At 71.1% G+C, this 26,278-nt stretch carries 23 protein-coding genes and 1 tRNA gene; 12 read left to right on the top strand and 12 right to left on the bottom strand.

Annotation, left to right across the window (positions count from 1 at the left end; all coding sequences use genetic code 11):
• The first annotated feature begins 89 nt into the window (after positions 1–89).
• Together KIK09_RS32225 and KIK09_RS32220 are read left to right on the top strand one after the other, a co-directional pair.
• Positions 90–1,802, top strand: coding sequence for a sensor histidine kinase (locus KIK09_RS32225; RefSeq protein WP_214323177.1), 1,713 nt, complete (start codon positions 90–92; stop codon positions 1,800–1,802).
• A complete protein-coding gene (locus tag KIK09_RS32220) occupies positions 1,795–2,463 on the top strand; it encodes a response regulator transcription factor (RefSeq protein ID WP_250574121.1) in 669 nt (222 codons plus the stop codon). Before KIK09_RS32225 ends, KIK09_RS32220 begins: the two co-directional genes overlap by 8 nt.
• Here the strand turns inward: KIK09_RS32220 and KIK09_RS32215 are convergent.
• The gene (locus KIK09_RS32215) at positions 2,460–3,281 is read right to left on the bottom strand and encodes a spermidine synthase (protein ID WP_214323176.1); all 822 of its coding nucleotides are present in this window, start codon (positions 3,279–3,281) and stop codon (positions 2,460–2,462) included. The genes KIK09_RS32220 and KIK09_RS32215 overlap by 4 nt on opposite strands.
• A 71-nt stretch (positions 3,282–3,352) precedes the next feature.
• Here KIK09_RS32215 and KIK09_RS32210 point away from each other — a divergent pair, with 71 nt between their 5' ends.
• The 5 genes from KIK09_RS32210 to lat all read left to right on the top strand — a co-directional run bounded on the left by KIK09_RS32210 (position 3,353) and on the right by lat (position 7,855).
• Positions 3,353–4,879, top strand: coding sequence for a penicillin-binding transpeptidase domain-containing protein (locus tag KIK09_RS32210; RefSeq protein ID WP_214323175.1), 1,527 nt, complete (start codon positions 3,353–3,355; stop codon positions 4,877–4,879).
• Positions 4,880–4,899: 20 nt separating this feature from the next.
• Positions 4,900–5,547 carry a PAQR family membrane homeostasis protein TrhA gene (gene trhA, locus KIK09_RS32205; RefSeq protein WP_214323174.1) on the top strand — a complete coding sequence of 216 codons (648 nt, stop codon included), beginning with the start codon at positions 4,900–4,902 and terminating at the stop codon, positions 5,545–5,547.
• Entirely contained in the window at positions 5,544–5,909 is a 366-nt protein-coding gene (locus KIK09_RS32200; protein WP_214323173.1) for a PPOX class F420-dependent oxidoreductase, read from the top strand. Before trhA ends, KIK09_RS32200 begins: the two co-directional genes overlap by 4 nt.
• Before the next feature lie 46 nt (positions 5,910–5,955).
• Positions 5,956–6,489, top strand: a complete 534-nt coding sequence (locus KIK09_RS32195) for an HdeD family acid-resistance protein (RefSeq protein WP_214323172.1) — start codon at positions 5,956–5,958, stop codon at positions 6,487–6,489.
• Between the two features lie 97 nt (positions 6,490–6,586).
• A complete protein-coding gene (gene lat / locus KIK09_RS32190; RefSeq protein ID WP_214323171.1) occupies positions 6,587–7,855 on the top strand; it encodes an L-lysine 6-transaminase in 1,269 nt (422 codons plus the stop codon).
• 503 nt (positions 7,856–8,358) lie between these two features.
• Here the strand turns inward: lat and KIK09_RS32185 are convergent.
• Positions 8,359–8,589, bottom strand: coding sequence for a helix-turn-helix domain-containing protein (locus KIK09_RS32185; RefSeq protein WP_214323170.1), 231 nt, complete (start codon positions 8,587–8,589; stop codon positions 8,359–8,361).
• Positions 8,590–8,823: 234 nt separating this feature from the next.
• Between KIK09_RS32185 and KIK09_RS32180 the strand changes: the two genes are divergently transcribed.
• Positions 8,824–9,900, top strand: coding sequence for a hypothetical protein (locus KIK09_RS32180; protein ID WP_214323169.1), 1,077 nt, complete (start codon positions 8,824–8,826; stop codon positions 9,898–9,900).
• Positions 9,901–9,939: 39 nt separating this feature from the next.
• Here KIK09_RS32180 and KIK09_RS32175 read toward each other — a convergent pair.
• The 7 genes from KIK09_RS32175 to KIK09_RS32145 all read right to left on the bottom strand — a co-directional run bounded on the left by KIK09_RS32175 (position 9,940) and on the right by KIK09_RS32145 (position 18,257).
• Positions 9,940–10,012 (bottom strand) — tRNA-His (locus KIK09_RS32175).
• A 69-nt stretch (positions 10,013–10,081) separates the two neighbouring features.
• Entirely contained in the window at positions 10,082–10,675 is a 594-nt protein-coding gene (gene orn, locus KIK09_RS32170; protein WP_214323168.1) for an oligoribonuclease, read from the bottom strand.
• 69 nt (positions 10,676–10,744) lie between these two features.
• Entirely contained in the window at positions 10,745–12,076 is a 1,332-nt protein-coding gene (locus tag KIK09_RS32165) for a DUF2510 domain-containing protein (RefSeq protein WP_214323167.1), read from the bottom strand.
• A 39-nt stretch (positions 12,077–12,115) separates the two neighbouring features.
• A complete protein-coding gene (locus tag KIK09_RS32160; protein ID WP_214323166.1) occupies positions 12,116–13,459 on the bottom strand; it encodes a protein kinase family protein in 1,344 nt (447 codons plus the stop codon).
• 25 nt (positions 13,460–13,484) lie between these two features.
• Positions 13,485–15,125: a serine/threonine-protein kinase gene (locus KIK09_RS32155; RefSeq protein WP_250574120.1), complete on the bottom strand. Its 1,641-nt coding sequence runs from the start codon at positions 15,123–15,125 to the stop codon at positions 13,485–13,487.
• A gap of 130 nt (positions 15,126–15,255) precedes the next feature.
• Positions 15,256–17,532 carry a serine/threonine-protein kinase gene (locus tag KIK09_RS32150; RefSeq protein ID WP_214323164.1) on the bottom strand — a complete coding sequence of 759 codons (2,277 nt, stop codon included), beginning with the start codon at positions 17,530–17,532 and terminating at the stop codon, positions 15,256–15,258.
• Positions 17,533–17,618: 86 nt separating this feature from the next.
• A complete protein-coding gene (locus KIK09_RS32145) occupies positions 17,619–18,257 on the bottom strand; it encodes a pyridoxamine 5'-phosphate oxidase family protein (protein WP_214323163.1) in 639 nt (212 codons plus the stop codon).
• 36 nt (positions 18,258–18,293) lie between these two features.
• Here KIK09_RS32145 and pdxR point away from each other — a divergent pair, with 36 nt between their 5' ends.
• Entirely contained in the window at positions 18,294–19,820 is a 1,527-nt protein-coding gene (pdxR, locus tag KIK09_RS32140) for a MocR-like pyridoxine biosynthesis transcription factor PdxR (protein ID WP_214323162.1), read from the top strand.
• Here pdxR and KIK09_RS32135 read toward each other — a convergent pair.
• Both KIK09_RS32135 and KIK09_RS32130 read right to left on the bottom strand, forming a co-directional pair.
• Positions 19,710–20,819 carry a DegT/DnrJ/EryC1/StrS family aminotransferase gene (locus KIK09_RS32135; protein WP_214323161.1) on the bottom strand — a complete coding sequence of 370 codons (1,110 nt, stop codon included), beginning with the start codon at positions 20,817–20,819 and terminating at the stop codon, positions 19,710–19,712. The two genes, pdxR and KIK09_RS32135, sit on opposite strands and share 111 nt — an antisense overlap.
• Positions 20,816–21,853, bottom strand: coding sequence for a GNAT family N-acetyltransferase (locus tag KIK09_RS32130; RefSeq protein ID WP_308164406.1), 1,038 nt, complete (start codon positions 21,851–21,853; stop codon positions 20,816–20,818). The genes KIK09_RS32135 and KIK09_RS32130 overlap by 4 nt, the downstream gene beginning before the upstream one ends.
• A gap of 200 nt (positions 21,854–22,053) precedes the next feature.
• Here KIK09_RS32130 and KIK09_RS32125 point away from each other — a divergent pair, with 200 nt between their 5' ends.
• From KIK09_RS32125 to KIK09_RS32115, 3 genes are all read left to right on the top strand, one after another.
• Positions 22,054–23,088, top strand: coding sequence for a phosphotransferase family protein (locus tag KIK09_RS32125; protein ID WP_214323159.1), 1,035 nt, complete (start codon positions 22,054–22,056; stop codon positions 23,086–23,088).
• Positions 23,085–23,834: an SDR family oxidoreductase gene (locus KIK09_RS32120; protein ID WP_214323158.1), complete on the top strand. Its 750-nt coding sequence runs from the start codon at positions 23,085–23,087 to the stop codon at positions 23,832–23,834. The genes KIK09_RS32125 and KIK09_RS32120 overlap by 4 nt, the downstream gene beginning before the upstream one ends.
• A gap of 85 nt (positions 23,835–23,919) precedes the next feature.
• Positions 23,920–25,314, top strand: coding sequence for a GH39 family glycosyl hydrolase (locus KIK09_RS32115; protein ID WP_308164405.1), 1,395 nt, complete (start codon positions 23,920–23,922; stop codon positions 25,312–25,314).
• 4 nt (positions 25,315–25,318) lie between these two features.
• Here the strand turns inward: KIK09_RS32115 and KIK09_RS32110 are convergent, their stop codons facing one another.
• Positions 25,319–26,239 carry an RNA polymerase sigma-70 factor gene (locus tag KIK09_RS32110; protein WP_214323156.1) on the bottom strand — a complete coding sequence of 307 codons (921 nt, stop codon included), beginning with the start codon at positions 26,237–26,239 and terminating at the stop codon, positions 25,319–25,321.
• Positions 26,240–26,278: the final 39 nt, after the last annotated feature.

Below are 26,278 nucleotides of genomic sequence, written 5' to 3'. Positions count from 1 at the left end.
GCCCCTTCCGGGCCCACCAGGCCAGCCGCCGGCAAGTGTGCGGTTAACCTCATAGACGCTCTCAAGATCTGCCGCGACGATGGGCGTCTATGGTTTCGAGAATACTGGCCGTGCTCGCCGCGGCCAGTGTGACCGCTGGCGCACTCATGGAGTCAGGGCTGCCCGGCACGGTCCCGCAGTGGATGTTCATCGTGCTCGGCTGCCTGTTCCCCACGCTCGGCTGGCTGCTGACCACGCGCCGCCCCGCCGTGCCGTACGGGTGGCTGCTGCTGGGCACGGCGCTGGCGCTGGGGCTGGGCACGTTCGGGGTCGGGCTGGCGGTCCGGGCGCCGTCGCTGGGCTGGCTGGTGGCGCCGCTGTCGGCGCTCTTCGCCGCCTTCTACGGCCTGACCTGGGTGTTCGTGCCGTTGATGTTCCCCGACGGGCGGCTGCCCTCGCCGCGGTGGCGGCCCGTGGCCTGGCTCGCGGCGGGCGCCATCGGGGTGCAGTACGTCGCCCTCGCGCTGGTGCCCGAGCTGCCGCACGGCGGACGCAACCCGCTGGCCTTCCCCGGTTCCGTCGATATGCACTGGGTAGCGTCGTACGCCCAGCTCGTCGTGCTCGTGCTGGCCCTGATCGTGCTCGGCGGGCTGGTCGGACGGTGGCGGCGCAGCCGGGCGGACGAGCGCGGGCAGTACGGCTGGATGGTGGCCGGGGCAGTGGCCGGCCTGGCCGGCTGGGTGATGCTGCTGGCTTTCCAGTTCGGCGCGCTCGCGCTGGGGCTGCTCGGAGTGCTGAGCGTGCTCGGAGCGCTGCCCGCGGCGATCGGCGTGTCCATCGTGCGGTACCGGCTGCTCGACATCCGCGTCGGCAGGCGCGGCTCCCGGCTGCACATCGTGGTCGGGGTACGCCCGACCGTGGGGGAGATGCTCACCACGCTCGGCACCGCGCTGGAGGACGCACCCGAGCCCGTCGAGCAGCTGGGCAGGCTGGCGGCAGCCGTACGGTCCGGGCTGAACCTGAGCTGGGCCGCGGTCGCGCTGACCGACGGCACACGCGTGGTCTCCGGGCACGAGGAGGGGCAGGCCGAGCTGACGGTGCCGGTGACGGGCGGGCTGGGCACGATCGAGTGCGGCCCGGGCCGCTACGGCCCGCTCGGCGAGGAGGACGGGCGGCTGCTCGAGGCGCTGGCCGTACCCGCCGGGCTGGCCATCCAGAGCGCGGGGCTGGCCACGCGGCTGGTCAACGCGCAGGAGGCCGAGCGGCGGCGCATCGAGCGCAACATCCACGACGGCGTCCAGCAGCAGCTCGTGGCGCTGATCGCCGGGCTGGAGCTGGCCCGCGCCACGGGCGGCGGCACCGGCCGGCTCGCCCACCTGCGCGACCAGGCCCGCCAGACGCTCGCGGATCTGCGCGAGCTGGCCGCGGGGATCCACCCGTCGGCCCTGAGCCAGGGCGGCCTGGTCGAGGCCGTGGAGGAGCGCTGCGCCCTGTCGCCGGTGCCCACCACGGTGACCTCGAGCGCCGGGCTGCGCGCCCGCCGCTTCCCCGACGAGGTCGAGGGCGCGCTCTACTTCACCGTCAGCGAGGCCGTCGCCAACGCGCTCAAGCACGCCGCCGCCACCAAGATGGAGGTACGGCTGGCCCAGACGGAAGGCAGGCTGAGGGTGTCGGTGACCGACGACGGCAAGGGCTTCGACACCGCGGTGAGCCCGCTGGCGGCGCTCGCCGACCGGCTCGACGCGCTGGGCGGCGGGCTGGAGATCGTCTCGGCCGACGGGAAGGGGACGCGCGTGGAGGCCTGGGTGGCTGTCGATGGCTGAGCCGCTGCGCACCGTGGTCGCCGACGACCACTACCTGGTCCGCGAGGGGACCAGGCGGCTGCTCGAGCTGTCGGGCGAGGTGGAGGTCGTGGGCGCGGTGGGCGACGCCGACGAGCTGCTCGACGCCGTCCGCAGGCTCAGACCCGACGTGGTGATCACCGACATCCGGATGCCGGGCGGCGACTGGCGGCCCGGGTTCGAGGGGATCGACGCGGCCCACCGGATCCGCGAGCTGCATCCCGGAGTGGGCGTGGTGGTGCTGTCGCAGTTCGGCGACGCGCTGTTCGCCTTCGAACTGTTCGCGCACGGCACGGCGGGAATCGCCTACCTGCTCAAGGACCGGGTGGGCGATCTGGATGAGCTGCTCGGCGCGATCAGGGCGGTGGCCACCGGCGGGTCCGTGATCGACCCCAAGGTCGTCGAGGGCCTGATGGCCAGGCACGACGTGCGCGGCGAGCAGGAGCGGCTGACCCCGCGCGAGCGCGACGTGCTGCGGGAGATGGCCCGCGGCCGCTCCAACGGCGGCATCGCCAGGGAGCTGCACCTGTCGGTCTCGTCGGTGGAGAAGAACGTGAACTCCATCTTCACCAAGCTCGGCCTGGAGCCGGGGAGCGACGTCCACCGCCGGGTCGCGGCGGTGCTGACCTACCTGAGTCCCTAGCCGAAGACCTGCGGCGGCGGGACGGGGGCGAGCACGGCGTCGCCCTGGTGGATGGGCGCCGCGCCCGCCACGAAGTTCGTCAGCTGCTCGCCGTACACGCACCGCGCCTGGGTGAGCCCGCCGGCGGCGCGGCGGATCATGTCGTCCAGGGGCAGCCCGGTGCGGGAGGCGGCCAGGATCAGGTTGCCGAAGCGGCGGCCCCGCATCACGCCCGGCTCGGCCAGCAGCGCCACGTGCCGGAACGTGGCGGCGACCGTCGCCGTCAGCCGCCTGGCGAAGGCCAGGCCCTTGCCGTCGGCCATGTTGACCAGCAGGGCCCCGTCGGGGCGCAGCACCCTGGCGATGTCACCCAGGTACTCCACCGTGGCCAGCTCCACCGGCATCGTCGCGCCGTTGAAGGCGTCGAGCACGAACAGGTCCGCCGTGGCGTCCCAGACCTTGGCCGTACCCTCGAGGCCGCCCTGCACGATGACCTTCAGCTTCGGCACGGAACGCAGGTCCAGCTGCTCGCGCACCAGGTTGACCAGCAGGCCGTCCGGCTCGATGACGATGTGCCGCGAGCCCTGGCGGGTGGCCGAGACGTAGCGGGGGATCGTGAACGCCCCGCCGCCCACGTGCACGCAGCTCAACGGACCCTCGGGCAGCAGGTCGATGATGTCCGCGATGAGGCGGACGTAGTCGAAATCCAAGAAGGTGGGGTCTTGAAGGTCCACGTACGACTGCGGTACGCCATCCTTGGACAGCACCCAGCCGTCCTGCCTGTCCAGGTCCCGGAGCAGTTCGATCTCACCGAACGTCACCGGGTACAGACCGGGCATCGGTTCCCGCTGTCCACGTGCCACGCTGATCCCTCCTGGGAGAACACCGTATGCGACGGAGAAGGCTGATTGTGCTCCTTATCGCGGTTCTTGCGGTTGTGGGGGCCGGAGCCTTCGCCATCACGGTCTCCAACGCCGTCGCGAGCCGGGTCAAGGGCAGCGCGCAGCAGACGGCCGAGGCCTACTTCCGCGACTGGCGTGCCGGAGACGTCGAGGGCATGTCAGGGCTCGTCTACCGGCCGCCCGCGGACTTCGTCACCCGGCACCTGTCACTGACCGAGGAGCTCCACGTCGAGTCCATCGAGCTGAAGCCGGGGGCGCTCAGGAAGACCGGCGAGGACACGGCCGAGGTCCCGTTCACGGGGACCAGGCGATTACGCGAGTTCGGGGCGTGGCCCTTCAGCAGCACGCTGCGGCTGGCCGTACGCGACAGGACCTGGAAGGTGCTGTGGGCGCCCGAGACGCTGCACCCGCTGCTCAAGGACGGCGGGACGCTCGACCTGGCGCGCTTCGACGGGCCCTCGACCGAGCTGGTCACCGCCGAAGGCGACAAGATCCCCGAGAACAGCTACGCCGACACCTACCTGCGCAAGATCCAGCCCTCCGTCGGCAAGGTGCACCGCGGCTGGGCCCTGGTCTCGAGCCTGCCCGGCAGGCCCGCGCAGCAGCTGCTGACCGTCCAGCCGGACGCGGACACCAAGAAGACCACGCTCTCGCGGGCCGTCCAGGCGGCCGCGGCGCGGGCGCTCGACGGCGTGGACGACGCCGCGGTCGTCGCCGTGCGGCCCAGCACGGGCGAGCTCCTGGCCGTCGCCGACCGGCTCAAGGACAACTACAGCGCGCTGGTCGACGCCTTCCCGCCGGGCTCGACGTTCAAGACCGTCACCGCGGCGGCGCTGCTGAAGTCCGGGCTCGACCCGGCGGCCACCATGGACTGCCCCGGCACCTACACGATCCCCTTCCACCGGACGTTCAAGAACGCGGGCGAGGCCGCGCACGGGCAGGTGTCCTTCACCGACGCCTACGCCTACTCCTGCAACACCTCCTTCGTCGAGCAGACCGTCGCCAGGATCGGCGCGCAGGACCTGATCGACACCGCCAAGGAGTGGGGCTTCGACAAGGGCATGCCGACGGGCGCCGGCGCGGCGGCGTGCGGCACCATGCAGCCGACCGATGACGTCGACATGCTCGGCCAGGACGCGATCGGGCAGGGCAGCGTGCAGGCCAGCCCCATCTGCATGGCCGCCATCGCCGCCGCGGTCGAGGACGGGACGTGGCGGCCGGTCAGGATGCTGCCGCCCAAGGACGTCGAGCGCATCGACGGCCCGCTGCCCGAGCCGGTCACGCTGGACGACGGGGTGGTGACGGCGCTGCGGGACATGATGGCCGCGGTCGTCGACCACGGTACGGCCGCCGGCGCCGGACTGCCCGAGGGCGTGTCGGGCAAGACGGGCACCGCCGAGGCGGCCGACGGCGGTGAGCACGGCTGGTTCATCGGCTACCGCGGCGACCTGGCCTTCTGCGTGTTCGTCAGGCACGGCGGCTCCGGTCGCGCCGCGGCGCTCCCGATCGCGGTCCGCTTCCTGGCCGGACTCTAACCTACGGTACCGTAGGTTCCATGACGACCATCACCGCGAAGCCTCGGCTACGGGGCTGGTTGCACACCGGGGCGCTCCCGGTGACGCTGCTGGCCGGGTTCGTGCTGGTGGCGCTGGGGCCGACGTTGCAGGCCCGGGTCGCCGCCGCCGTCTACGCCGTCACCTCCGGGCTGCTGTTCGGCGTCTCGGCCACCTACCACCGCGGCACTCTCGGCCCCCGGCTGGCCGAGCTGCTGCGCCGGCTCGACCACGCCAACATCTACCTGATCATCGCGGGCACCTACACGCCCTTCGCGCTGCTGGCCATGGACGGCGCGCCCAGGATCGCCGTGCTGTCGGTCATCTGGGGCGGGGCGCTGGCCGGGGTGCTGTTCCGGGTGTTCTGGATGAGCGCGCCCCGATGGCTCTACACCGTGCTCTACCTGGCGCTCGGCTGGACCGCGATCTTCGTGATGCCGCAGCTGCTCGAGGGCGCGGGCGTGGCCGCCGTCGTGCTCGTCGCCGTCGGCGGCCTGTTCTACACCGCCGGCGCCGTCGTGTACGGCCTGCGCCGCCCCGACCCGTCGCCGCGGTGGTTCGGCTTCCACGAGGTCTTCCACGCCTTCACCATCGCGGCCTACCTGGTGCAGTACATCGCGGTGTCGATCGTGGTCTACTCCCACGTATGAGTTTGGGAGATGAGCAGTACGTCTCGGTGACCACCTACCGCCGCGACGGCACCCCGGTGTCCACGCCGGTCTGGGTCGCCGCGGACGGGGGGGATCTGGTCTTCTGGACGGTCACCTCCTCGGCCAAGGTCAAGCGGATCAGGAACAACCCGGCCGTGACCGTGGCGCCCTGCGACCTCCGCGGCAACCTCAAGGGCGAGGCGGTGCGGGGGACCGCCACGATCCTGTCGGCCGAGGAGACCGAGCGGGTGCGCGGGCTGCTGCGGCGCAAGTACGGGCTGGTGGGGCGGATCACGCTGCTGGGCAGCAAGCTGCGGCGCGGCAGCACCGGCACGGTGGGCGTGCGGATCACGGATATTTGACCGCCCGATGGGCTCCATGGGTGATCTGTGTGGATAACAGACGGGCATGGAGCAAATTTCGCGGACCTGGTGGCTGGTCCTCATACGCGGCATCGTGGCCATCATCTTCGGCATCCTGGCCCTGATCTGGCCGGGAATCACGATCTACGTCCTGGTGATCTTCTTCGGTGCCTACGCGATCGTCAGCGGGATCTTCGCGCTGTTCGCCGCGTTCGGGCACGGCGTGCAGTCCAAGGCCTGGCTCATCATCTCCGGCATCCTCGGCATCCTGGCCGGCATCGTGGCCTTCGTCTGGCCGGGCATCACCACGCTGGCCCTGCTCTACGTCATCGCCTTCTGGGCCATCTTCACGGGCATCGCCGAGATCGTGGCGGGCATCCGGGCCAGGGCGGTCATCGAGAACGAGTGGATGATGATCGTCGGCGGCATCCTGTCGGCCATCTTCGGCGTCCTGCTGATCATCTGGCCGGCCTCGGGCGCCCTCGCGCTGATCTGGCTGATCGCCATCTTCGCCATCATCTACGGCATCGTGATGATCGTCCTGTCCTTCCGGTTCAAGAAGCTGGCGCCGCAAACCTGAAGATGCTTGCGCAGCCGAGCTATTTCGCCGGATTTTTTCGGATACATACGCCGTGTTGAGGGAACGAATGCCGTGTCTGGCTCACTGTGGAGGAGACATGGACGTACACTCCCGCCTTGCCCGCCACCTGCTGGTCGACGGATACCGGCTGGTGCTCGACCTGGAGCGCAGCCAGGGCTCCTGGCTCGTCGACGCCCGAGACGGCCGCCGATACCTGGACTTCTACACGTTCTTCGCCTCGGCGCCCCTCGGGGTGAACCCGGCCTTCGACCTCTCGTTCGAGGCCCTGCTCGGGCGCGTGGCGCGCAACAAACCCGCCAACCCCGACATGTACACCGAGCACCTGGCCGACTTCGTCGAGACCTTCACGCGGGTGCTGGGCGATCCCGAGCTGCCCCATCTGTTCTTCGTCGAGGGTGGCGCGCTGGCCGTGGAGAACGCGCTGAAGACGGCCTTCGACTGGAAGAGCCGCCGCAACGAGGCCGCCGGGCGCTCGCGCGATCTCGGGACCCAGGTCATGCATCTGACGCACGCCTTCCATGGCCGCAGCGGTTACACGTTGAGCCTGACCAACACCGAGCCGGGGAAGACCGATCGGTTCCCCAAGTTCCCTTGGCCGCGGATCGAGACGCCCGCCGTACATTTCGGAAATGTCGCCCAGGCTGAGGAGCGGGCGCTGGCGCAGGCCCGCGCGGCCTTCGAGGCCCATCCGCACGACATCGCCTGCTTCATCGCCGAGCCGATACAGGGTGAGGGCGGCGACAACCACCTGCGGCCCGAGTTCCTGCAGGCCATGCAGCGCCTCTGCCATGAGTACGACGCGCTGTTCGTCCTCGACGAGGTGCAGACGGGCGGCGGCACCACCGGCACGCCGTGGGCCTACCAGCAGCTCGGCCTGGAGCCCGACATCGTGGCCTTCGCCAAGAAGGTGCAGGTCGGCGGCATCATGGCCGGACGCCGCGTGGACCTGGTCCCCGACAACGTCTTCCAGGTCTCGGGCCGCATCAACTCCACCTGGGGCGGCGGCCTGGTCGACATGGTCCGCTCCCGCGGCCTCCTGGAGATCATCGAACGCGACGCCCTGATCCCCCGCGCCGCCCGCCTCGGCGCCACCCTCCTGGACTCCCTCACCGAACTCCAGGAATCCCACCCCGGCAAGGTCACCAACGCCCGGGGCCGCGGCCTCATGGCCGCCTTCGACCTCCCCGACACGGCCGCCAGGGACGCCCTCGTCACCTGCCTACGCGAGGACCACGCCGTCCTCGTCCTCCCCTGCGGCCCCCGCTCCATCCGCCTCCGCCCCGCCCTCAACATCCCCGACCAAGCCCTAACCCAAGGCCTAACCGCCCTCTCCACCGCCCTCTAACACCCCCGTCCCCACAGGTCGGCGGGCCGGGGTACGGCGAACCACCCCACGGACCCCGGGCGCCTAGACCGCAGTAGGCGCGGGCGCCGTGTCGGCGGGACGGGGGTACGGCGAAGGTCGGCGCCGTGTGCGGCGAGTGACCCACGGAGTCCGGTGTCTGGGCCACGGCACCTCACGGGCGCCGGGTCGGCGAGACGAGGTATGGCGAAGGTCGGCGCCCATTGCGGTGGGGAACCGGGGCCGGGGAGCCGCGGTTGTGGAGGGGCGTAACGGAGCTCAGCCATGTCCTGCTGGGCGTTGCGTCTTCCTGGACAGAGCCCGGCCCTGTGCGGTGGGTGGTGGTGGCGGCGGCTTGCCGTACGGGCGTGAAAGCAGCCGCGCCCGCTGTATGGGCGTGGAAGCGACGTCGGCCCGCTGTGCGGGCGTGAAAGCAGCGGCGGCGCGCCGTGCGGGCGCATCACCATCAAGGAGCCGCGCGGCCTCGTAACCTCAAGAAAGAGGGGCTAATTGTCCGGGGCGCGGGAAAGCCAGAGGCCGATGGCGGTGGGCCGGGAGTCCACGCCGAGTTTGGCGTAGATGCGGTTGACGTGATTCTTGACGGTTTTCTCGCTGAGGAACAAGCGCTGCGCGATCTGGCCGTTGGAGTGGCCCGTGGCGATGAGGTCCATGACCTCGGCTTCGCGCTTGCTCAGGGATGTGTACACGCTATCGAACGCTGCGTCTTCGACTCTCATCCGGCCTCCGGGGGCGCGCAGACGGTCAGATCGCCGATGGCCCCCGTGCTTCCGGCGTTAGCGGTCAGACAGTGAGCATAACTCGCAATGTCGTGATTTGGGGACGATGTCGGTGAAAAACGGCAAGGGCTGCGCGGGGGATTGAGTCCCCATCATGCCCCAGATTCGCGGGCAGCGTACGGCGAATGAGGCTAGCCTCGTTGATCACGTCGATCCGTACAGGGAGAACGCATCGTGGCGAAGAACGACGGATACGCGGTCAGCCATGAAGATCTCACAGACGCCGGTATTTCCTTCCATCACGTCGCCGAACAGTTCAACTACTGTCAACCACCCCCGCCCCTTCACCCCTTCGCCCTGAGCGTGGTGGGCGAATTCTGCCGCCACACGCACGAACGCATCCGTGCCGAGGTCGAGCAGCAGCTGCAGTACGGCCAGGCCGAGGCGAAGGCCATCGGCGAGAAGTTCGGCAAGACCGCCTACAGCTATGTCGAGCCGGAGAGCGCCAACGTCAAGAACCTGCTCGACGTGGCGGGCATGGTGGGGGGCAGGCCCCAGCCGGACCTCCACCTGCCCCACGACGGCCGGGACACCCCCACCGGCGGGGTGGACAGATCCCCGGTCATACCCTTGGGCCTCCTCAGCGGCACCCTCGCCTTCGTCGAGGCGAGGATCAAGCACCTCGCCGTCAAAGAGTTCACGGCGAACCCGGCCGCCAAGTCTCAGGCCACGCTCCGGGCGCTGATCGGGGCGCGCAACTTCTCCATCGCTGTCGGCGCGGCGGCGACGCTGTGGGGGGCCACGGTCATCCCGTCCGACGACAACGTGGGCAGGACTGTCGACGACTGGAGCAGACTGGCGCAGGCGCTGGCCCGCATCTTCGGCTCGGACTTCGACGGGACCGAACGGGCGCTGGCGGAGGTCGGCTGGTCCGGTGCCGCCAGGGACAGCGCGGACGGCAGGATCACGGAGTTCGTCGCGGCGGGCATCCATCTGACCCAGATGTCCGCGCGGGTGTCGCGGGGGCTCAACGACCTGATGGAGGCGATGGACGACCTGCACGGGAAGGTACTGGACGCCGCGTTGTTGATGCTAGCCGCGATCATGGCGGCAGGCGCGGCGGCGGCCATCTGGCCCACGCTCAGACCTGTGGTGGAGGGGATGGGCTCCAAACTGACCATGGTGATCGTCAGCGCGGCGTCCCTGGTGTCGCTGCTCTACGCGGTGGGGGTCAGCAAGGTCGCTCTGGCAGGAGTCGACGATCCCCTGCGGGTCGGCGGGCACGAGGTCCGCGGCTTCCGGCGCTCGTGAAAACGAAGAAGGGCCCCGGAAAGGGGCCCTTCTTGGAAGGGTGAGCGAAGGGACTTGAACCCTCGACATCCAGGACCACAACCTGGCGCTCTGCCAACTGAGCTACGCCCACCATCGTGCGCGCCGTGACGGCGGCACAGGGAAAAGTGTAGCGGTGTTCAGGAGTCTTTTCGCCACCCGATTAACCGCTGACACCTTCGGCCAGCGTACGGGCGGTCGTCGAGTCGGGACCCGGCTGCGCCACGAAGACGGCCGCGCGGTAGTAACGCAGCTCCCTGATGCTCTCGGTGATGTCGGCCAGCGCCCGGTGACCGCCCTGCTTCTCGGGCGCGGCGAAGTAGACCCGGGGGTACCAGCGGCGCACCAGCTCCTTGATCGAGGAGACGTCGATCATCCGGTAGTGCAGGTAGCCGTCCACCGCGGGCATGTCCCTGGAGATGAACGTGCGGTCGGTGCCGATGGAGTTGCCGCACAGCGGCGCCTTCTTCGGCTCGGGGATGTGGCGGCGGATGTAGTCGAGCACCAGCGACTCGGCCTCGGCCAGCGTGACTCCGCCGGCCAGTTCGGGCAGCAGCCCGGAGGCCGTGTGCATCTCGCGCACCACCTGCGACATCTGCTCAAGCGACTCGGGCGGCGGCTTGATGACCACGTCGACGCCCTCGTCGAGCTGGTTGAGCTCGCTGTCGGTGACGATGCACGCCACCTCCACCAGTGCGTCCCGGCTCAGGTCGAGCCCGGTCATCTCGCAGTCGATCCAGACCAGCAGATCACTCATTCGTTCTCCTCGCCCAGCGGCTCGGAGCTACCCGCCCGCTTGCTTGTCCCACCAGCCTAGTGCCACCGCTCAGGCGGGCTTGAGCGAGGCGAGAACCTGCTCCACCACGTTGGTGCCCAGGTTGTCCGGAACCGAGATGTAAAGGATCGCAGGACGCTGACCCTCGCCTCGGTCCATCAGCACGATGGCGCCGTTCTCGGTGTTCCACTTGTAGCCCTTCTTCTTCGACTCGGCCGAGAAGTCCAGCTTGAACTGGAGCACCCACGCGTCCTTGTCACCGATCTTGATCGCCTTGTTCTGGACGATCTTCTGGGTGTGCTGGATCCCGTAGTACTTCTGGAAGTCGATGAAGACCGTCCCCGTCAGGTTCTGCAGGTCCTGCGAGCTGCCGTAGGGGAACACGTCGTTGAGCAGGCCGGTGTAGACGTTGCCGATCCAGTCGTCCTTGCCGTCGTACTTGGCCTGCGCGGTCTGCTGCACGGCACTCGACCAGGCCTGCTCCTGCGGGTCGGTGCCGTTCACCGCGCCGACGTCGGGCACCTGCCAGCCCGACGGCGGCGCGTACGACAGGCCCGCGACCGGGTCGGTGATGCGGCCGTCCTGCGCCTGGGGCAGCTGCTGCGGCGCGCTGGTCGAGGGCGGCGGCTCCTGCGTCTGTCCCGTGGTCGGCGACGGCGGAATGTAGGTGTCGTCGGCCGTGGACCTGCCGGAGTCGCGGCTGACGAAGAAGATCGCGCCGACCACGATCAGCCCGACCACGACCAGCGCCGCCAGCCCGCCGAACACCCACGGCAGCGGGTTGCTCTCCCGCCGCGGCTGGCCGTACCCGGGCGGTTGCTGCCGCGCCCAGTCCGGCACCGTGTGCTGCGGCGCGCCGTACTGGGGAGCGGTGTACTGCGGCCCGCCCTGCGCCGGCGGCGCGAACTGCGGCACCCCCTGCGGCGGAGCCTGTGGCCCGCTCTGTGGCCCGCTCTGAGGCTTGCTCTGGGCTCCGCCGTACGGCGGGCCGTCAGGGGCGTGCGAGGGGAGGGGAGGACCGCCGTACGGTGAGCCGCCGGGGGTGGGTGAGGTCAGCGGAGGACCGCCGTACGGCGAGCCGCCGGGGGAAGGCGGGGTGAACTGGGGTCCGCTCTGCGCAGGCGCCGAGTAGTGCGGCTCGGGGTGGTCCGGCTGGCCGTACTGTCCCTGCCCGTGGAGCGGCTCCCCGTAGGTCAGCGTCGGGTTGGCCGGGTGGTCCGTCCACGACGGGCCTGGGGGGAACTGCGGACCAGACCCCTGCTCGGGGGGCGCCGACTGCTCCAGCGGATGGGTCGCGTCGGTCCACTGGCCGCCGTCCCACCAGCGCAGTTGGGGCGATCCGTAGGGGTCGGGATACCAGCCCGCGGGGGTCTGCGTGGTCATGCCCGTCAGCGTAGTAAAGAACCGGTTTGATATGCAGCGTCAGCACTTGTAGGTGAAGGTGGCCTTGTCGTCCAGCTGGGGTCCCGGCGCGGTCACCGTGAGCGTGGCCGTGGCCTTGACGCTGCTCTTGCCCTTGAGCGTCCACCGGAGCGGCACCTTGTAGACCGTCTGGCCGGAGGTGACGCGCAGGGTCTGCTTGACGACCTCCTTGTCCAGGTTCTTGTGCCACTCGTAGGCGACCTCGCCCGCGCCACCGTTGGTGACGATCGTGCCGGTGATGTTGACCGAGCTGTCGCAGCCCTGCGTCTTCTTGGGCGCGGCCACGTCGATCGACTTGACCGCCAGCGCGGGCGCGCTGCCCAGCTTGAACCAGGCCAGCAGCGCGCCGGCCATGATGAGGGCGAACACCGCCGCCGCGATGATGGTGCGGCGCCGCCTGGCCCGCGCCGCCTTGACCGCCCGGCCGCCGCGCCGGGTGGCGAGCTGGTCGCGCCCCTCGCGCCAGATGCGTTCCGCGGTGGTGCCCATGTTCGGCGGTTCCGTGGTCACCCCCGGGCCGAAGTGCACCGCGTGGTCGAGGTTGGTGCGGCCGGGCACGTGCAGCAGCGTCACGATGTCGCCCTCGTCGCGCTCCATCACCTGCTGGGGCGGCGCGGCGAACGCGGACCTGCCGCGCGCCGCCTGTGCGAGCCCGTCGCGGCTGATCGCGCCGCCGGGCAGCGCCTCCCGCCCGGCCAGCAGCGTGTCCCTGGCGGCGGCCAGGCCGCGGGTGCTGGCGGCCGCCGCGGCGTGCTCGAACAGGTCGGCGGATCTGGGCGCGCCGGGCGACGTGGCGGCGGCCAGCCCGCGGGCCAGCGCCGCCCACGCCGTGGTGTCGCGCTCGAAGGAGGGCGCCTGACCGCGGACGGCGTCGGCCAGGCCGCGCTCGCTCAGCAGCGCGGCGCCGTCCACGGCGACCACCACCGTGCCCGGGTGCACCGAGCCGTGGGCCAGCCCGGCCGAGTGCAGCGCGAGCAGCGTCTGGGCGGTCTCGACCAGGATCGCCGCCGCGCCGCCGGGATCGATCGCGCCCGCGCCCATCAGGTCCGACAGCGTCGGGCTGACGGCCTGGTCGGTGAGCAGCCAGACCTGGTCGCCGGCCGCCACCACGTCGGCCACCGAGACCAGCCCGCCCAGCCCGCCCTGCACCAGCCGCTGGTCGGCCAGCACCGCGGCCACGACGCGGTCGCGGACCCCGGGCAGCGCGATGATCTTCGCGTCGAAGAGCAGCGCGCCGGCCCTGCGCCCGTCGGGCGTGACCGCGTCGATCCAGTTGCCCAGCTCGGTGATCCAGGTGTGCTGGGTCAGCCGGAATCCGGCGATCCCGTTCCTGTCGTTGTCCATCCCGCCGTTGCCCCCCGGGCGCCTCTCAGCGCTTTCTACGGTGCCGACCTGCCATGCGGCGTTTCACCGCAAGTGTGACGGGAACCGCGCCCGACGTCACCAGTCCGAGTGCCAGCAGCCCGGCGGGGACGTTCTCCGCGTTCGGTGAAGGCGTCTCGCTCGGCGTCTCGCGGCCCGGGGGTGGGCTCTCGCCCGACGGAGTGCTCGGCTCGGTCGTCGAGGGCGGCGGCGAGGAGGTCGAGGGCCTGCCCGTGGGCTGCGTCAGGGTCGGGGTCGGGGTGGGAGTGGGGGCGTTGGGCGTGCCCGGGTCGGCCGTGGCGATCTTGCCGGAGACCTCCGGGTCGGGGGTGTCGCTGGGCGTCGGCTTCTTCGTGGGCGTCTTGGTCGGCTTGGGCTTGGGCGTCTTGGTGGCCTTGGCCGGGCTCGGGGTGGGCGTGGCGGTCTTGGTGGGCAGCGGCGGCGGCGCGGCGCTGCTGGTCGTGGGATCCGGGGTCGGGGTGTCCGACCGGGTGTCGCTCGGCGTGGGCGTCGGCGGGGCCTCCGAGGACGGCTCGTCCGTGGGCGCGGCCGCGTCCGTGGCGGGGGCGGCGATGCTCGGCGTGGCCTGGGTGGTCTGCGCCTGCAGCTGGGCCTTGTGGCTCACCGAGTTCACCAGCACGATCGCCACGGCGACGACGGCGCCGATGCTGACCGTGCCCACCACGATCTTCGCCGACAGCTTGGCCAGCAGCCTCGACGGCCCGCCGAACGTCGTCTCCGTGAGCGAGGTCTGCACCTCGGCGGGCGTGTCCGGCGCCGTCGGGAACAGCAGGAGCAGCAGGCCTGCCAGCCGGGCCAGCCGCCTGCGCCCGCGCTCCTCCCAGTCGGCGCCGTAGGCCTCGGCGGCCACGGCCTCCAGCTCGGTCAGGAACGCCTCAGCGGTCGGCGGACGCTCGGAGGGGTGCTTGGCCAGGCCGCGCTCCACGAGGCTCTGCAGCGGCGCGGGCACCTCCTCGACCGGCGGCGGGGTGCTGTGGTGCTGGCGGGCCAGCGCGGCCACGTTGGCGGCCCGGTAGGGGCGCGTGCCGGTCAGGCACTCGAAGAAGACCACGGTCGCGGCGTAGACGTCGGTGGCGGGCGCGGACGGGGAACCCGACCACTGCTCGGGAGCCATGTACGGCGGGGTGCCCGCCGCGCTGGCACCCTGCCCGGCGCGGACGGCGATGCCGAAGTCGACGAGCTTGCTCGTGCCGTCGCCCTGGACGATCACGTTCTCCGGCTTGAAGTCGCGGTGCACGACGCCGATCGCGTGCGCCGCCGCCAGGCCCTTGAGCGAGCCCTTCAGCACGGCCAGCGCCGCCTCGGGGCCCGTGGGGCCCTCCGACCTGAGGATCTCGCGCAGGGAGACGCCGTTGACCAGCTCCATCACGATGGCCGAGCCTTCGCCCGACTCCACGTAGTCGATCAGCTGGGCGTTGTAGGGGCTGCGCATCGTGCCGAGCAGGCGGGCCTCGTGACGGAACCTGGCCACGAAACCGACGTCGGATCTGAGCTGGTCGGCCAGATACTTGATGGCGACCTCGCCGCCGTCGTGGTCACGGCGGGCCAGCATGACGCGCCCGGAGGCCCCGGCGCCCAGCTCCCTGATCTCGCTGTATCCGGGGACCCCCCACTGCCCATCGTGCATCAACGGTCTCCTCTGGAGTCGTCTGGGCCCCCACCCTCAACAGCCGGACCGTAGCTTAACTCTGGACAGCCCTTTCCCGCCTCTTCTCTCCAGATGAGTCGAGAAACCGTACATGCCCCTGTCAGGGGCCCTATCCTGGGCTGTCACCCCCGGAGTCCCCCGGCGAGGGGGTGTCCGACTGGCAGTCAGGCAGCGTGCCACTGGCCGAGTCGGCACCCGAGTCGGCCGCCGGGTTGGTGGCGGCCACCATGCGCCAGCCCGAGCCGCAGGCCGCCGCGTCGAAGTTGTGCGCCACCTTCTCGGTGTAGGCCGTCTGCCCCGACAGCGTCAGGGTCTCGGTGGCGGTCCGCCCGGCCAGGGTGAAGGTGACGCTCAGCCGTACGGCCTGGTCGTCGTACGGCGTGACCGCGACGACGGCGACCGCCAGCCCGCTCGCGGTCACGGCCGAGCGCAGGATCGACACCTTCCGCACGCCCGCCGGGCAGTCGACCTTGGTCTCCGCCGAGGTGTCCTTGCCGCCGGCGGTCACCCGCACCGACACCGTCGCGCCGCGCGCGCAACTGGCGAAGGCGTGCGTGAAGGCGGGAGCGTAGGCCGTCTTGCCCGACAGCGTGACGGAGTGGGAGTCCACGCGGTCGCCGTTGACCAGGAACGCGAGCGTGAGCGGGACCTTGCCGGTGCCGCTGGTCACCACCCGGGCCACCGCCCGCGCGGTCCGCCCGGTGTCGTCCATGGAGACCGCGGCGCTCAGCCTGGTCACCTCGGCCGGGCATTCCGGCACCGCGAAGGAGGCGCTCTTGGCGCCGCCGGGCGCCGCGGGCGCGGTCTTGACCGTGAGCGTCACCGTCTTGCCGCACGGGCGCTCACCGAGGTCCAGGCTGAGCGTGCGGGAGTAGGACTTCGCGCCGGCCAGCTTCAGCGTCTGGGAGCGTACGGCCTGCCCGCCCACCGTCCACGTCCCGGTGGCGGTGACCGTGTCGGTGCGGTTGGCGGAGAACGTGACCGTGCCGGAGGCCAGGCCGTTCGCGTCGACCGTCACGCCGCCGACCGACAGGTCCGACACGGCCAGCGGCGGCGGCGCGGGCGTGGTCGGGGGAGCGCTCGTGGGCGGCTTGGTGGTGGGGGGCTTGGTCGTCGGGGGCTGCGTGGTGGGGGGCTTGGTCGTGGGTGGCTGGGTGGTCGGCGGAGCGCTCGTGGTGGGCGCCTCGGTGGTCGTCGGCGGTTTCTCCGGGGGCTGCGTGGTAGTGGGGACCTCGGCGGCCAGCGACGGGGTGATGGTCGGCGTGTCCACCGTCTCGGGGGATATTTCCGGGCTTGTCGGGCCGACTTCGGCGGCGGCCTCCGAGGAGTGCGTGGGCACGGCGGCCGCCACGTCGAAGGGCGTGGGCCTGCGGTTGTAGTTGGCCAGCACGACCACCACGACCACGGCGATCGCCACGGCCACGGACACGCCCGCCGCCATCCGTACCGCGTTGTGCCGCATCGAGCGGAACACCGTGCGGAAGAAGGAGGTCGTCACCTCGGCCGTGGGCGGCGGCGTCTGCGGCATCGGCAGCAGCAGGCCGAGCAGCAGCACCAGCGCGGTCAGTCGGCGGCGCCCGCGCTCCTCCCAGTCCTCGCCGTAGGCGCCGCGGGCGGTCGCCTCCAGCTCCTCCACGAACGCCTGCGCGCTCGCCGGACGCTCTGCCGGATCCTTGGCCAGCCCGCGCATGACCAGCTCGCGTACCGGCTCGGGCGCGTCGTGCGCCGGGATCGGCGCGTGCAGGTGCTGGTAGCCCAGCACGCTCGGCTCGGTCGAGCGGTAGGGCCTGTGCCCGGTCAGGCACTCGAAGAACACCGCGGTCGCGGCGTAGACGTCCGTGGCGGGGGAGGCGGGCAGCCCCTCCCACATCTCCGGCGCCATGTACGGCGGCGTGCCCTCGGGATGGGAGACGGTGCCCTGGGTGACCGCGATGCCGAAGTCGACGAGCTTGCTCACGCCGTCGTCCCTGACCAGCACGTTCTCCGGCTTGTAGTCGCGGTGGACGAGCCCGAGCCCGTGCGCCCTGGCCAGGCCGAGCAGCGAGCCCTTCAGCACGACCAGCGCGGCCTCGGGACCGGTCGTGCCGTTCTCGCGCAGCAGCGCGCGCAACGAGACGCCGTTGACCAGCTCCATCACGATGGCCGCGCCGTAGCGGTCCTGGATGTACTCCCACAGCGTGGCGATGTGCTGGTCGCGCAACGTCACCAGCAGCCTGGCCTCGGCCTGGAACCTGGCCAGCGCCGCCGGGTCGGCGCGTAACCGCTCGTCGAGATACTTGATCGCGACCTTCACACCCGTGTCGTCGTGCACGGCCAGCACGACACGACCACTCGCCCCCGTGCCGAGCTGCCGTACCTCTGTGTAGCCCGGGGCGCTCCACTCCATAGCGATCTCCCATCAGGAGTTCGGCCCACCTGATGAGACGCAGGATCCAGGAGAAAGGTTTGCCAGGTGGTTCCTGAATTATGGAACTACTGACGGGCCGAGATGTGAACAGGCATCTCGATACCATCCGCGAGCACGGGATCGGGCTCCGGCGCCCCCCAGGCCGTCACCAGCGGCAACACCCCGGCCCACACCGGCAGCGCGTAATCCTCGTCCTCGTCGTCCGGCGCCCCGCTCCGGATCTTCACCGATGCCTCCTCCAGCGAGAGCGCCAGCACGGCCGTGGCCGCCAGCTCCTTGCGGGTGGGCTTCCTGGCGTAGTCCCACTGCCCCGGCGCGAGCTGCTCGGTCAGCGCCCGCAGCCCGTCCAGGCGCTCGTCCTCGTCGGTGAGGAGCCTGGCCGTGCCGTAGATGATCGCGGAACGGTAGTTGACGGAGTGGTTGAAGATCGAGCGGGCCAGCACGATGCCGTCCACGTGCGTGACCGTGACGCACACCTCGGTGCCGTCGCCCGCCCTGAGCGACTTGGCGCCCGTCGAGCCGTGCAGGTAGAGGGTCTCCCCGATGCGGCCGTAGCCGGTCGGGATCACCATCGGGTGGCCGTCGAGCACCACGCCCAGGTGGCAGATCAGCCCGGAGTCCAGCACCTCGTACAGGTCGTCGCGGTCGGTGCTGCCGCGGTGCTTCTCGCGGCCGAGGGTGGTGCGGGGCGTGGTGGAGAGCATGTCACTCACGGTAGTGAGAGAGTGGACCTATCCTGTATGGCCACTATTGACCGCTTTCCGGAGACCACTTCCGTGCGCGACCTGCCCGTCACCCTGTCCCGCGACTCGTCCCTGCCGCTGTCCAGCCAGCTGGCCGACTGGCTGCGATCGGCCATGCGCTCGGGGACCCTGGCTCCTGGCGAGCGGCTGCCGTCCTCGCGCGGCCTGGCCGGGCAGCTCGGCGTCAGCCGTACCGTGGTCACGGAGGCGTTCCAGCAACTGTACGCCGAGGGCTGGCTCGAGGGCCGCCACGGCTCCGGCACCTACGTCGCCGCCGTCGAGGTCTTCTCGCCCGCAGCGGAGCGTCCCCACCCCCGCGCCGACGAGCAGGACGTACGGCGGAGCCAGGCGGAATCGATCGACCTGATCCCCGGCACCCCGTGGGTGCGCGATTACGACAAGGCGGCGTGGAAGCGCGCCTGGCGCAGGGCCGCAGACCTCCCGCCAGGCGCGGACCCCGACCCGTACGGCCTGCCGCACCTGAGAGAACTGCTGGCCGGCCACCTCAGGAGGGCCAGGTCCGTGGCCGTCGGACCGGAGAACATCCTGGTCACCCGGGGCACCGGCAACGGGATGGACCTGGTCGCACTGGCGCTGCTCGGGCCGAAGGCGCGGGCGGGCGTCGAGGATCCCGGCTACCGGGTGGCGCGCTCGGTGTTCGCGGCGCGGGGAGCGGAGATCGTGCCGTGCCCGGTCGACGAGGACGGCGTGATCGTGGACGGGCTCCCCGAGGACCTCGCGCTGCTGTACACCACGCCCGCGCACCAGTACCCGCTGGGCGGGCGGCTGCCGATCTCGCGCAGGGAGCGGCTGCTGGCCTGGTCGCGGCGGACCGGCGCGATGATCGTGGAGGACGACTACGACGCCGAGTTCCGCTACGACGTGGCGCCGCTGCCGGCGCTCTACGGGCTCGACCCCTCGCGCGTGGTGCTGCTCGGCACGCTGTCGAAGTCGCTGGCGCCGGACGTGGGGGTGGGCTGGCTGGTCGGCTCGCCAGAGCTGCTCGCCACGATCGCGGCGCTGCGCGACGAGCTGGGCGACCGTACCAGCGGGCCGGTGCAGCAGGCCGTGGCCACCTTGCTGGAGAGCGGCGACCTGGACAGGCACCTGCGGCGGATGCGCCTGGAGTACGCCCGGCGCAGGGCCGTGGTGGTCGAGGTGCTCGGCAAGGTCTGCCGCCTGCACGGCGACACGGCCGGCCTGCACGTCCTGGCCGAGCTGCCGGACGCGCTGGTGCCCCGGATCATCGCCAGGGCCCGCGAGCGCGGCGTGCTCCTCGACTCCACCGAACGTCACCATCACGAGCGCGCGCGCCTGCACGGCGTGGTGATCGGGTACGGCGCGGCCTCCCTGCCGGAGGTGAGACGCGGCTGCCAGATCGTCGCCGATCTCATCGCGGAGGCGAACCAGGCCTCAGGAGGGCGGCCGCAGCGTGCGGAGGACGGGGAGGGCCCGGCGGGCGTAGCCGGGGTCGACCGGGAGGACGTGGCGGCACCAGTGCCGGGCCGGTCCCGGGTCGGGTGAGGCGACGACGAAGGCGGAGGCGTAGTCGTCGTAGGGCGGGTCGTAGAGGTAGCCCGTGGCGACGCCGCGGGACTCCAGCGCCGCGATGGCCGCGTCGCGGTCGTCGACCAGCAGCGGCACCCGGAACAGCGGCTGGTCGAGGTGGTCGTGGACGGCGCCGGCGACCGTGGGCAGCCCGGCGAGCAGTCGTACGCCTGCCAGCCGCCGGGCCCGGTCGGCGGGCACCTTGGCCAGGCGCCTGCCCTGGTACCAGCGGGCCACCCGGCCCCGGCGGGCCCGGTAGTCGTGCAGGTCGGCCCGCACCCAGGCGTCCAGCGGCGGCAGCGCGGGCGCCTGCTTGAGCGCGAGCTCGAGGGCGTCGGCGTTCAGCGCGATGCGGTAGCCCTCGCGTTCCTCCTGCATGCCGAGCGCGCGCATGAGCCGCAGCGCGGGCCGCACCAGGTCGAGCCTCAGCGCCGCCTGGCGGGCCATCGAGGTGGCCACCGCGAACAGCTCGGCGCGCAGGTTCCCCGGCTCGAGCAGCCTGTCGCGCTCGCGCTCCAGCGCCCGCAGATCCGCCAGATCCGGTACGGCGAGCACCCCGCCGGAACCGGCACCGGGATGCTTCGACAGGCTGAAGACCCCTGCCTGGCCGAACGTGCCCAGGGGCCGCCCGTCCACGGTGGTCTCCATCGCGTGCGCGACATCCTCGATCAGGATTTTTCCGGAGAAGGTGGTCACTTGGTCGGGCAGGCCGTACAGGTTCGTGGTGAGGACCGCGTCCACCTCGGACAGGTCCACCCGGGAGGCGTCGATGTTGCCGTCGCGCGGCGAGACCGGCGCGATCACCGGCCGCAGCCCGGCCGCCAGGACCAGGAAGAGGATCTCGTCCGCCGAGATCGGCGACATGAGCAGCCGCTGCCCGGGCGTCGTCCAGTGACGCAGCGCCAGGTAGAGGCCGAGCCGGTTGGAGGGAAGCAGGAGGCAGTGCCGGCCCGTGCGCTCCGCCAGGAGCCTCATGACTGCAGCGAGGTGCGCAGCCGGCCGAACGTCTTCAGCGCCCGGTCGGCGGTCTTGTGCAGCAACGGGTTGGCCAGCACGGTGGCACGCGTCTTGCGGAGCGGCACCCGCAGCACCCAGTGGACCGCCGCCCCCACGCTGGCGCGCGCCACCCGCCCCTCGGCGACCTCGAGCTCGCCGTTCTTCAGCTTCTCCTTGTACTCCTTCTGGCCGCGGCCCATGTCGATCACCTGGATGCCGGCGGCGGCCGCCTGCTCGGCCATGGCCAGGTGGTGGATGAGGCCGGGGGAGTACTTGGCGTAGCGGGTGTCGTAGGCGGGGAACCAGCCGGACAGCGTGGTGCGCGTGCGCAGCCCGAAGTGGCCGGCGACCGGCAGGCCGTCGGCGTAGACCATGTCCAGGACGCCGGCGAACGACTCCGTCTGGGTGGCCAGCAGGCGCTCGACCAGCTCCACGATCCACTGGTGGGCGAAGCGGTCGGTGCGCCCGGTGCGCCGGTACTGGTCGGTCTTCCAGCTCAGCAGCGTGTGCAGCGGCTCCAGGTCGGTGGTGGCGAAGTCGTGACGGATCTCACCCACGTCACGCTGCAGCTTGCGCTCCTTGGCCAGGGTGGTCTTGTACGTCTTGCCGGAGTTGACGCGCAGCGACTCGGTGTACTGGTCGTAGCCGGCGCGCAGGTCGATGATCGGCGACGGGTGCTTCTCGTGGTGGGCCGGCAGCAGCGGCTGCTCGGCGACCAGGTGGTCGAACTCGTAGACGCCGAGCCCGCACTCGCTGATCAGCCAGCGCGCGTCGATCTCCGCGTCCTTGGCGTGCACCAGCCCCTGGGCGTCGGTCAGCCCCGCCGCGACCGGCTTCCCAATCCCCGAAAAATGCCGCTCAAAGGGAAAGAATCCGACAATGTCGGGGCCGTCATAGATCACCCCGACCCTGACCATGTCGCGCAGTTGGCCGACCGTGAGCGTGAACTCCGGAGACAGAAAGGGATTGTCGAAGACGGGGTCGGCATCCTGCAGAGCCCGCCATCGGCTCACTTCCGGTTCTCCCAGCTCACGGGGGTGAGCAACTGTGACGCGCATGGGCTCCTACTGTCGGCATGCTCCCTCTGTTCAGCATGCGGGCAGACGTGTATCCCCAGAGTAAAGGATCTCGTAGAGGGTTACGTGGTCGGACGAGGAACGTTACACAATTCTCAGCCTGGGTTAAGAACCGAGTCACGTTCTAATGTGTGTCCATGACCGTACCTGGGATTGACTGGCCGCGGCTGGTCGCGTGGATGACCGAGCACGTGCCCGCGGCGGGCGAGCCGCTGTCCGTCTCGCTCATCTCCGGCGGCAAGTCGAACCTGACTTACCTCGTCGAGGCCCGTGACCGGCGGCTCGTGCTGCGGCGGCCGCCGCTCGGGCACGTGCTGCCGACCGCGCACGACATGCGGCGCGAGTTCCGGGTGATCTCGGCGCTGGCCGGCACGCCCGTCCCCGTGCCCGAGCCGGTGGCCTTCTGCGCCGACGAGGACGTCATCGGCGCGCCCTTTTACCTGATGGGCCACGTCGAGGGCGAGGCGGTGCGGACCCGCGACGAGCTCGGCACGCCATCCCCCGAGGACACGCGGCGGCTGTCCGAGCGCCTGGCCGAGGTGCTTGCCGCCATCCACGCGGTCGACTACCAGGAGGTCGGGCTGGGCGACTTCGGGCGTCCCGACGGGTACCTGGCCAGGCAGCTCGACCGGTGGTGCCAGCAGTGGGAGCGGTCGAAGACGGCGGACCTGCCCGAATACGACCGGCTGGTCGCCCGCCTGCGCGACCGGCTGCCCGCCTCGGGCGAGAACACGCTCGTGCACGGCGACTACCGCCTGGACAACACGCTGGTACGGCTGGCGCCCGCCCCGGAGATCCTGGCCGTCGTGGACTGGGAGATGTCCACCCTCGGGGATCCGCTGGCCGATCTCGGGCTCACGCTCACGTACTGGCACGACCCGGGCGACGACGAGCGGGCGGGCATCCCGGTGGCCGGGGACGTCACGCTCGCCCCCGGGTTCCTGAACGCCGCCGAGTTCGCCGCCCACTACGCGAAGGTCTCCGGCCGCGACATCTCCGATCTCGGGTTCTACGTGGCCTTCGGCAATTTCAAGCTCGCGGTCATCGTGGAGGGTATTCACGCCCGGTTCCGTCAGGGTAAGACCGTTGGGGAGGGGTTCGATCGCATCGGCTCCGCCGTACCCACGCTCATCGCCCGCGCCCATCGGATGCTCGGAGAGGACCTGTCATGAGCACTGTCGCACTCATCACCGGAGCGGCCAGCGGCATCGGAGCGGCGGTGGCCAGGCGGCTGTCGGCGGGCGGCGCCACCTGCGTGCTGGTCGACCTCGACGGCGACGGCGCCGAGCGGATGGCCAAGGAGGTCGGCGGCACCTGGATGCAGGCCGACGTCAGCACCGAAGAGGCCTCGCGGAGCGCGGTCGAGCTGTGCGAGCAGCAGTACGGCAGGCTCGACCTGGTCCACCTCAACGCCGGGATCTCCAGCGGTGTGGACATGGACGCCTTCGACCTGGACACCTACCGCAGGGCGGTCGGGGTGAACATCGACGGCGTGGTGTTCGGCGTCACGGCCAGCAGGCCGCTGCTCAGGCGGTCCGGCGGCGGGGCGATCGTGGCCACCTCGTCGCTGGCCGGGCTGGTGGCCTACGACGGTGACCCGATCTACACCATGACCAAGCACGCCGTGGTCGGCCTGGTCAGGGCGATGGCCGTGCCGCTGGCCAAGGAGAACATCAGGATCGGCGCGGTGTGCCCGGGCTTCACGGACACGCCGCTCGTGGCGGGGGCGCGCGAGATGTTCGTCAACGCCGGGTTCCCCCTGCTGAGCGCCGCCGACGTGGCCGCCGCGGTGGAATCGGCCTTCTATGCTGAGGAACCGGGCACACTGCTCGTCGTTCAGCCAGGCAGGCAGCCGGTCCCCTACCGGTTCGCCGGTGTTCCCGGGCCCGCCGGCGGGCAGCGGCCGCCCGGGCGCTGATCGAACGCAAGTCTGCTGCAAGTCGGGCGGATACGGTTATAAAGGCCAGGCGAGGTGCCTGGCCTTTGTTTGGGTTGGAGGTCCGGTGATACCGACCGACGGTCGACATGCCCGCAGGCGCTCACCGTGGCCGATCGCCGTCGGAGCAGGCGTCCTCGCCGTGCTGCTGGTGGTGGCGATCATGGTTTACACCGGACTCAAGAAGAGCTCCCAGGGCGACTACCGGGGTGGCGAGGTGGCCAAGGTAGGTCCCACCGAGCCGCCGCCCTCGCTCGAACCGCCGCCCGCGGTGGAGAGCTGGCCGCGCTGGGGCGTGACGCACACCCAGTACAGCGCCGACAACGAGCCGCGCCAGGTCACCGACGAGGCCAGGGGCGTGCTCGGCCGGGTGCCGATGCTGCAGAACCAGCACATCATGGGCTGGGGCGTGAACAACCCGGAACCGAGCCCCGGCCAGTTCAACTTCCACGATCTCGACCGGCGGCTGAAGTTCATGGCCTCCTCGCGGGCCATGCCGGTCATCACACTGTGCTGCGCGCCCGACTGGATGAAGGGCGGGCAGCCGGGGCGGACCGACTGGAGCAGGAACCCCACGGTCGCCCCCAAGAAGGAGAACTACGACGACTTCGCCAAGCTGGCCGCCCGGGTCGCCCGGCAGTACCCGACGGTCAAGTACTACCTGGTGTGGAACGAGTTCAAGGGCTTCTGGGACCCGGCGACCAACCGCTGGGACGTCGAGGGGTACACCGAGCTGTACAACAAGGTCTACGCGGCGCTGAAGAAGGTCAACCCGGACATCCAGGTCGGCGGGCCGTACATCCCGATCGAGAGTGACAGCCGCAAGGGCGCGTCGGAGATCAGCGGGCCCTGGGGCACGGTCGACCAGCGCGCGCTCGACGCGATCGAGTACTGGCTCGAGCACAAGAAGGGCGCGGACTTCATCGTCGTCGACGGCGCGTCGATGACCAACGACAAGGCCAACGTGCCCGACGACTTCAAGGCGCAGGCCAAGTTCGGCGCCATCACCAACTGGCTGCGGCAGAAGAGCAACGACATGCCGGTGTGGTGGGCCGAGTGGTACGTCGAGCCGGAGAACTCCGGCTGGAGCGAGGACAAGCGGACCGCGGTGCAGGCCACGACGATGATGGAGTTCGCCAGGAGCGGCGTGACGTCGGCCCTGTACTGGAACCCGCAGCAGAAGGGCGAGGGCGACTGCCGCGGCTGCGTCTGGGCGCCTGGGCGCGGCGCGGAGCTGCCGATGGCGGGCCTGCTCAGCGGCTTCGCCAGGTGGTTCCCCTCCGGGGTGCAGCTCGACCAGGTGCAGGCCTCCGATCCGCGGGTCCACGTGCTCGCGCAGCCGCAGCAGCTCGTCATGGTCAACACCGCCGACACGGACGTCACGGCCACCGTCGACGGCCAGCAGGTCACGCTGCGCCCCTACGAGATCAAGTGGTCCGGCCGCGGAGTCGGCCCCGGCTAGGCGGTCAAGAGGAGCGGCGGGCCTGCCGTACTTCGCGGTCGACTGCCCAGGCGTCCGCCACCGGGCCCATGTGCCCGAGCTTGTCGGGGTTGATCACCAAGCGGATCGCCTGGATCTGCCCGTCGAGCACCTCGAGCGCCAGGGTGTGGAGCACCTTGCCGTCCCGGTCGCGGAAGATCGCGCCCGGCTGGCCGTTGAGCTCGTGCGGCTCGAACATCACCTCGACCCGGCCCATCTGCGGGAAGACGGAGGCGAGCAGCCTGGCCACGTTCTCGGCGCCGACGATGGCCCTGGCCAGCTGTGGGGCCTTGCCGCCGCCGTCGCCGACCATCGAGACGTCGGCGGCGAGCAGTCCCTGCAGGCCGGCCAGGTCGCCCTCGCGCAGGGCGTCGAAGAACCGCGACGCCAGTTCCTCCCGCTCCTTGCGGTCCGCCTCGAAGCGCGGCCGGCCCGCGGCCATGTGACGCCGCGCCCGCACCGCCAGCTGGCGGCACGCCGCCTCCGTGCGCCCCACCGCCGACGCGACCTCGGGAAAGCTGAAGTCGAACACCTCCCGCAGCACGAAGACCGCCCGTTCGAGCGGGCTGAGCCGCTCGAGCAGCAGCAGCGCCGCCATCGACACCGAGTCGGCCAGCTCCGCCGACCGCTCAGGATCCTCGTAGGGGTCGGCGAGCAGCGGCTCGGGGAGCCACGGCCCGACGTACTCCTCCCGCCGGACACGGGCCGAACGCAGCACGTCGATCGAGATCCTGGTCACCGTGGCCGACAGGAAGGCCCTGGCCGACCTGGGCTGCTCCGGGGAGGCCGCGAAGCGCAGCCAGGCCTCCTGGACCGCGTCCTCGGCCTCGCTCACGCTGCCCAAGATCCGGTAGGAGATCGAGAACAGCAGCGGCCGCAGCTCCTCGAACGCCTCGGTCCTGCTCACGCCACCTCCTCCTGGAATCCTGGGCGCCACGAACGCTAG

Origin of the sequence: Nonomuraea sediminis (genome assembly GCF_018531495.1) — a bacterium.
Lineage (GTDB): Bacteria > Actinomycetota > Actinomycetes > Streptosporangiales > Streptosporangiaceae > Nonomuraea > Nonomuraea sediminis.
Note: the sequence above shows the minus strand (reverse complement) of the source record. Positions and strands in the feature narration are given on the sequence as shown.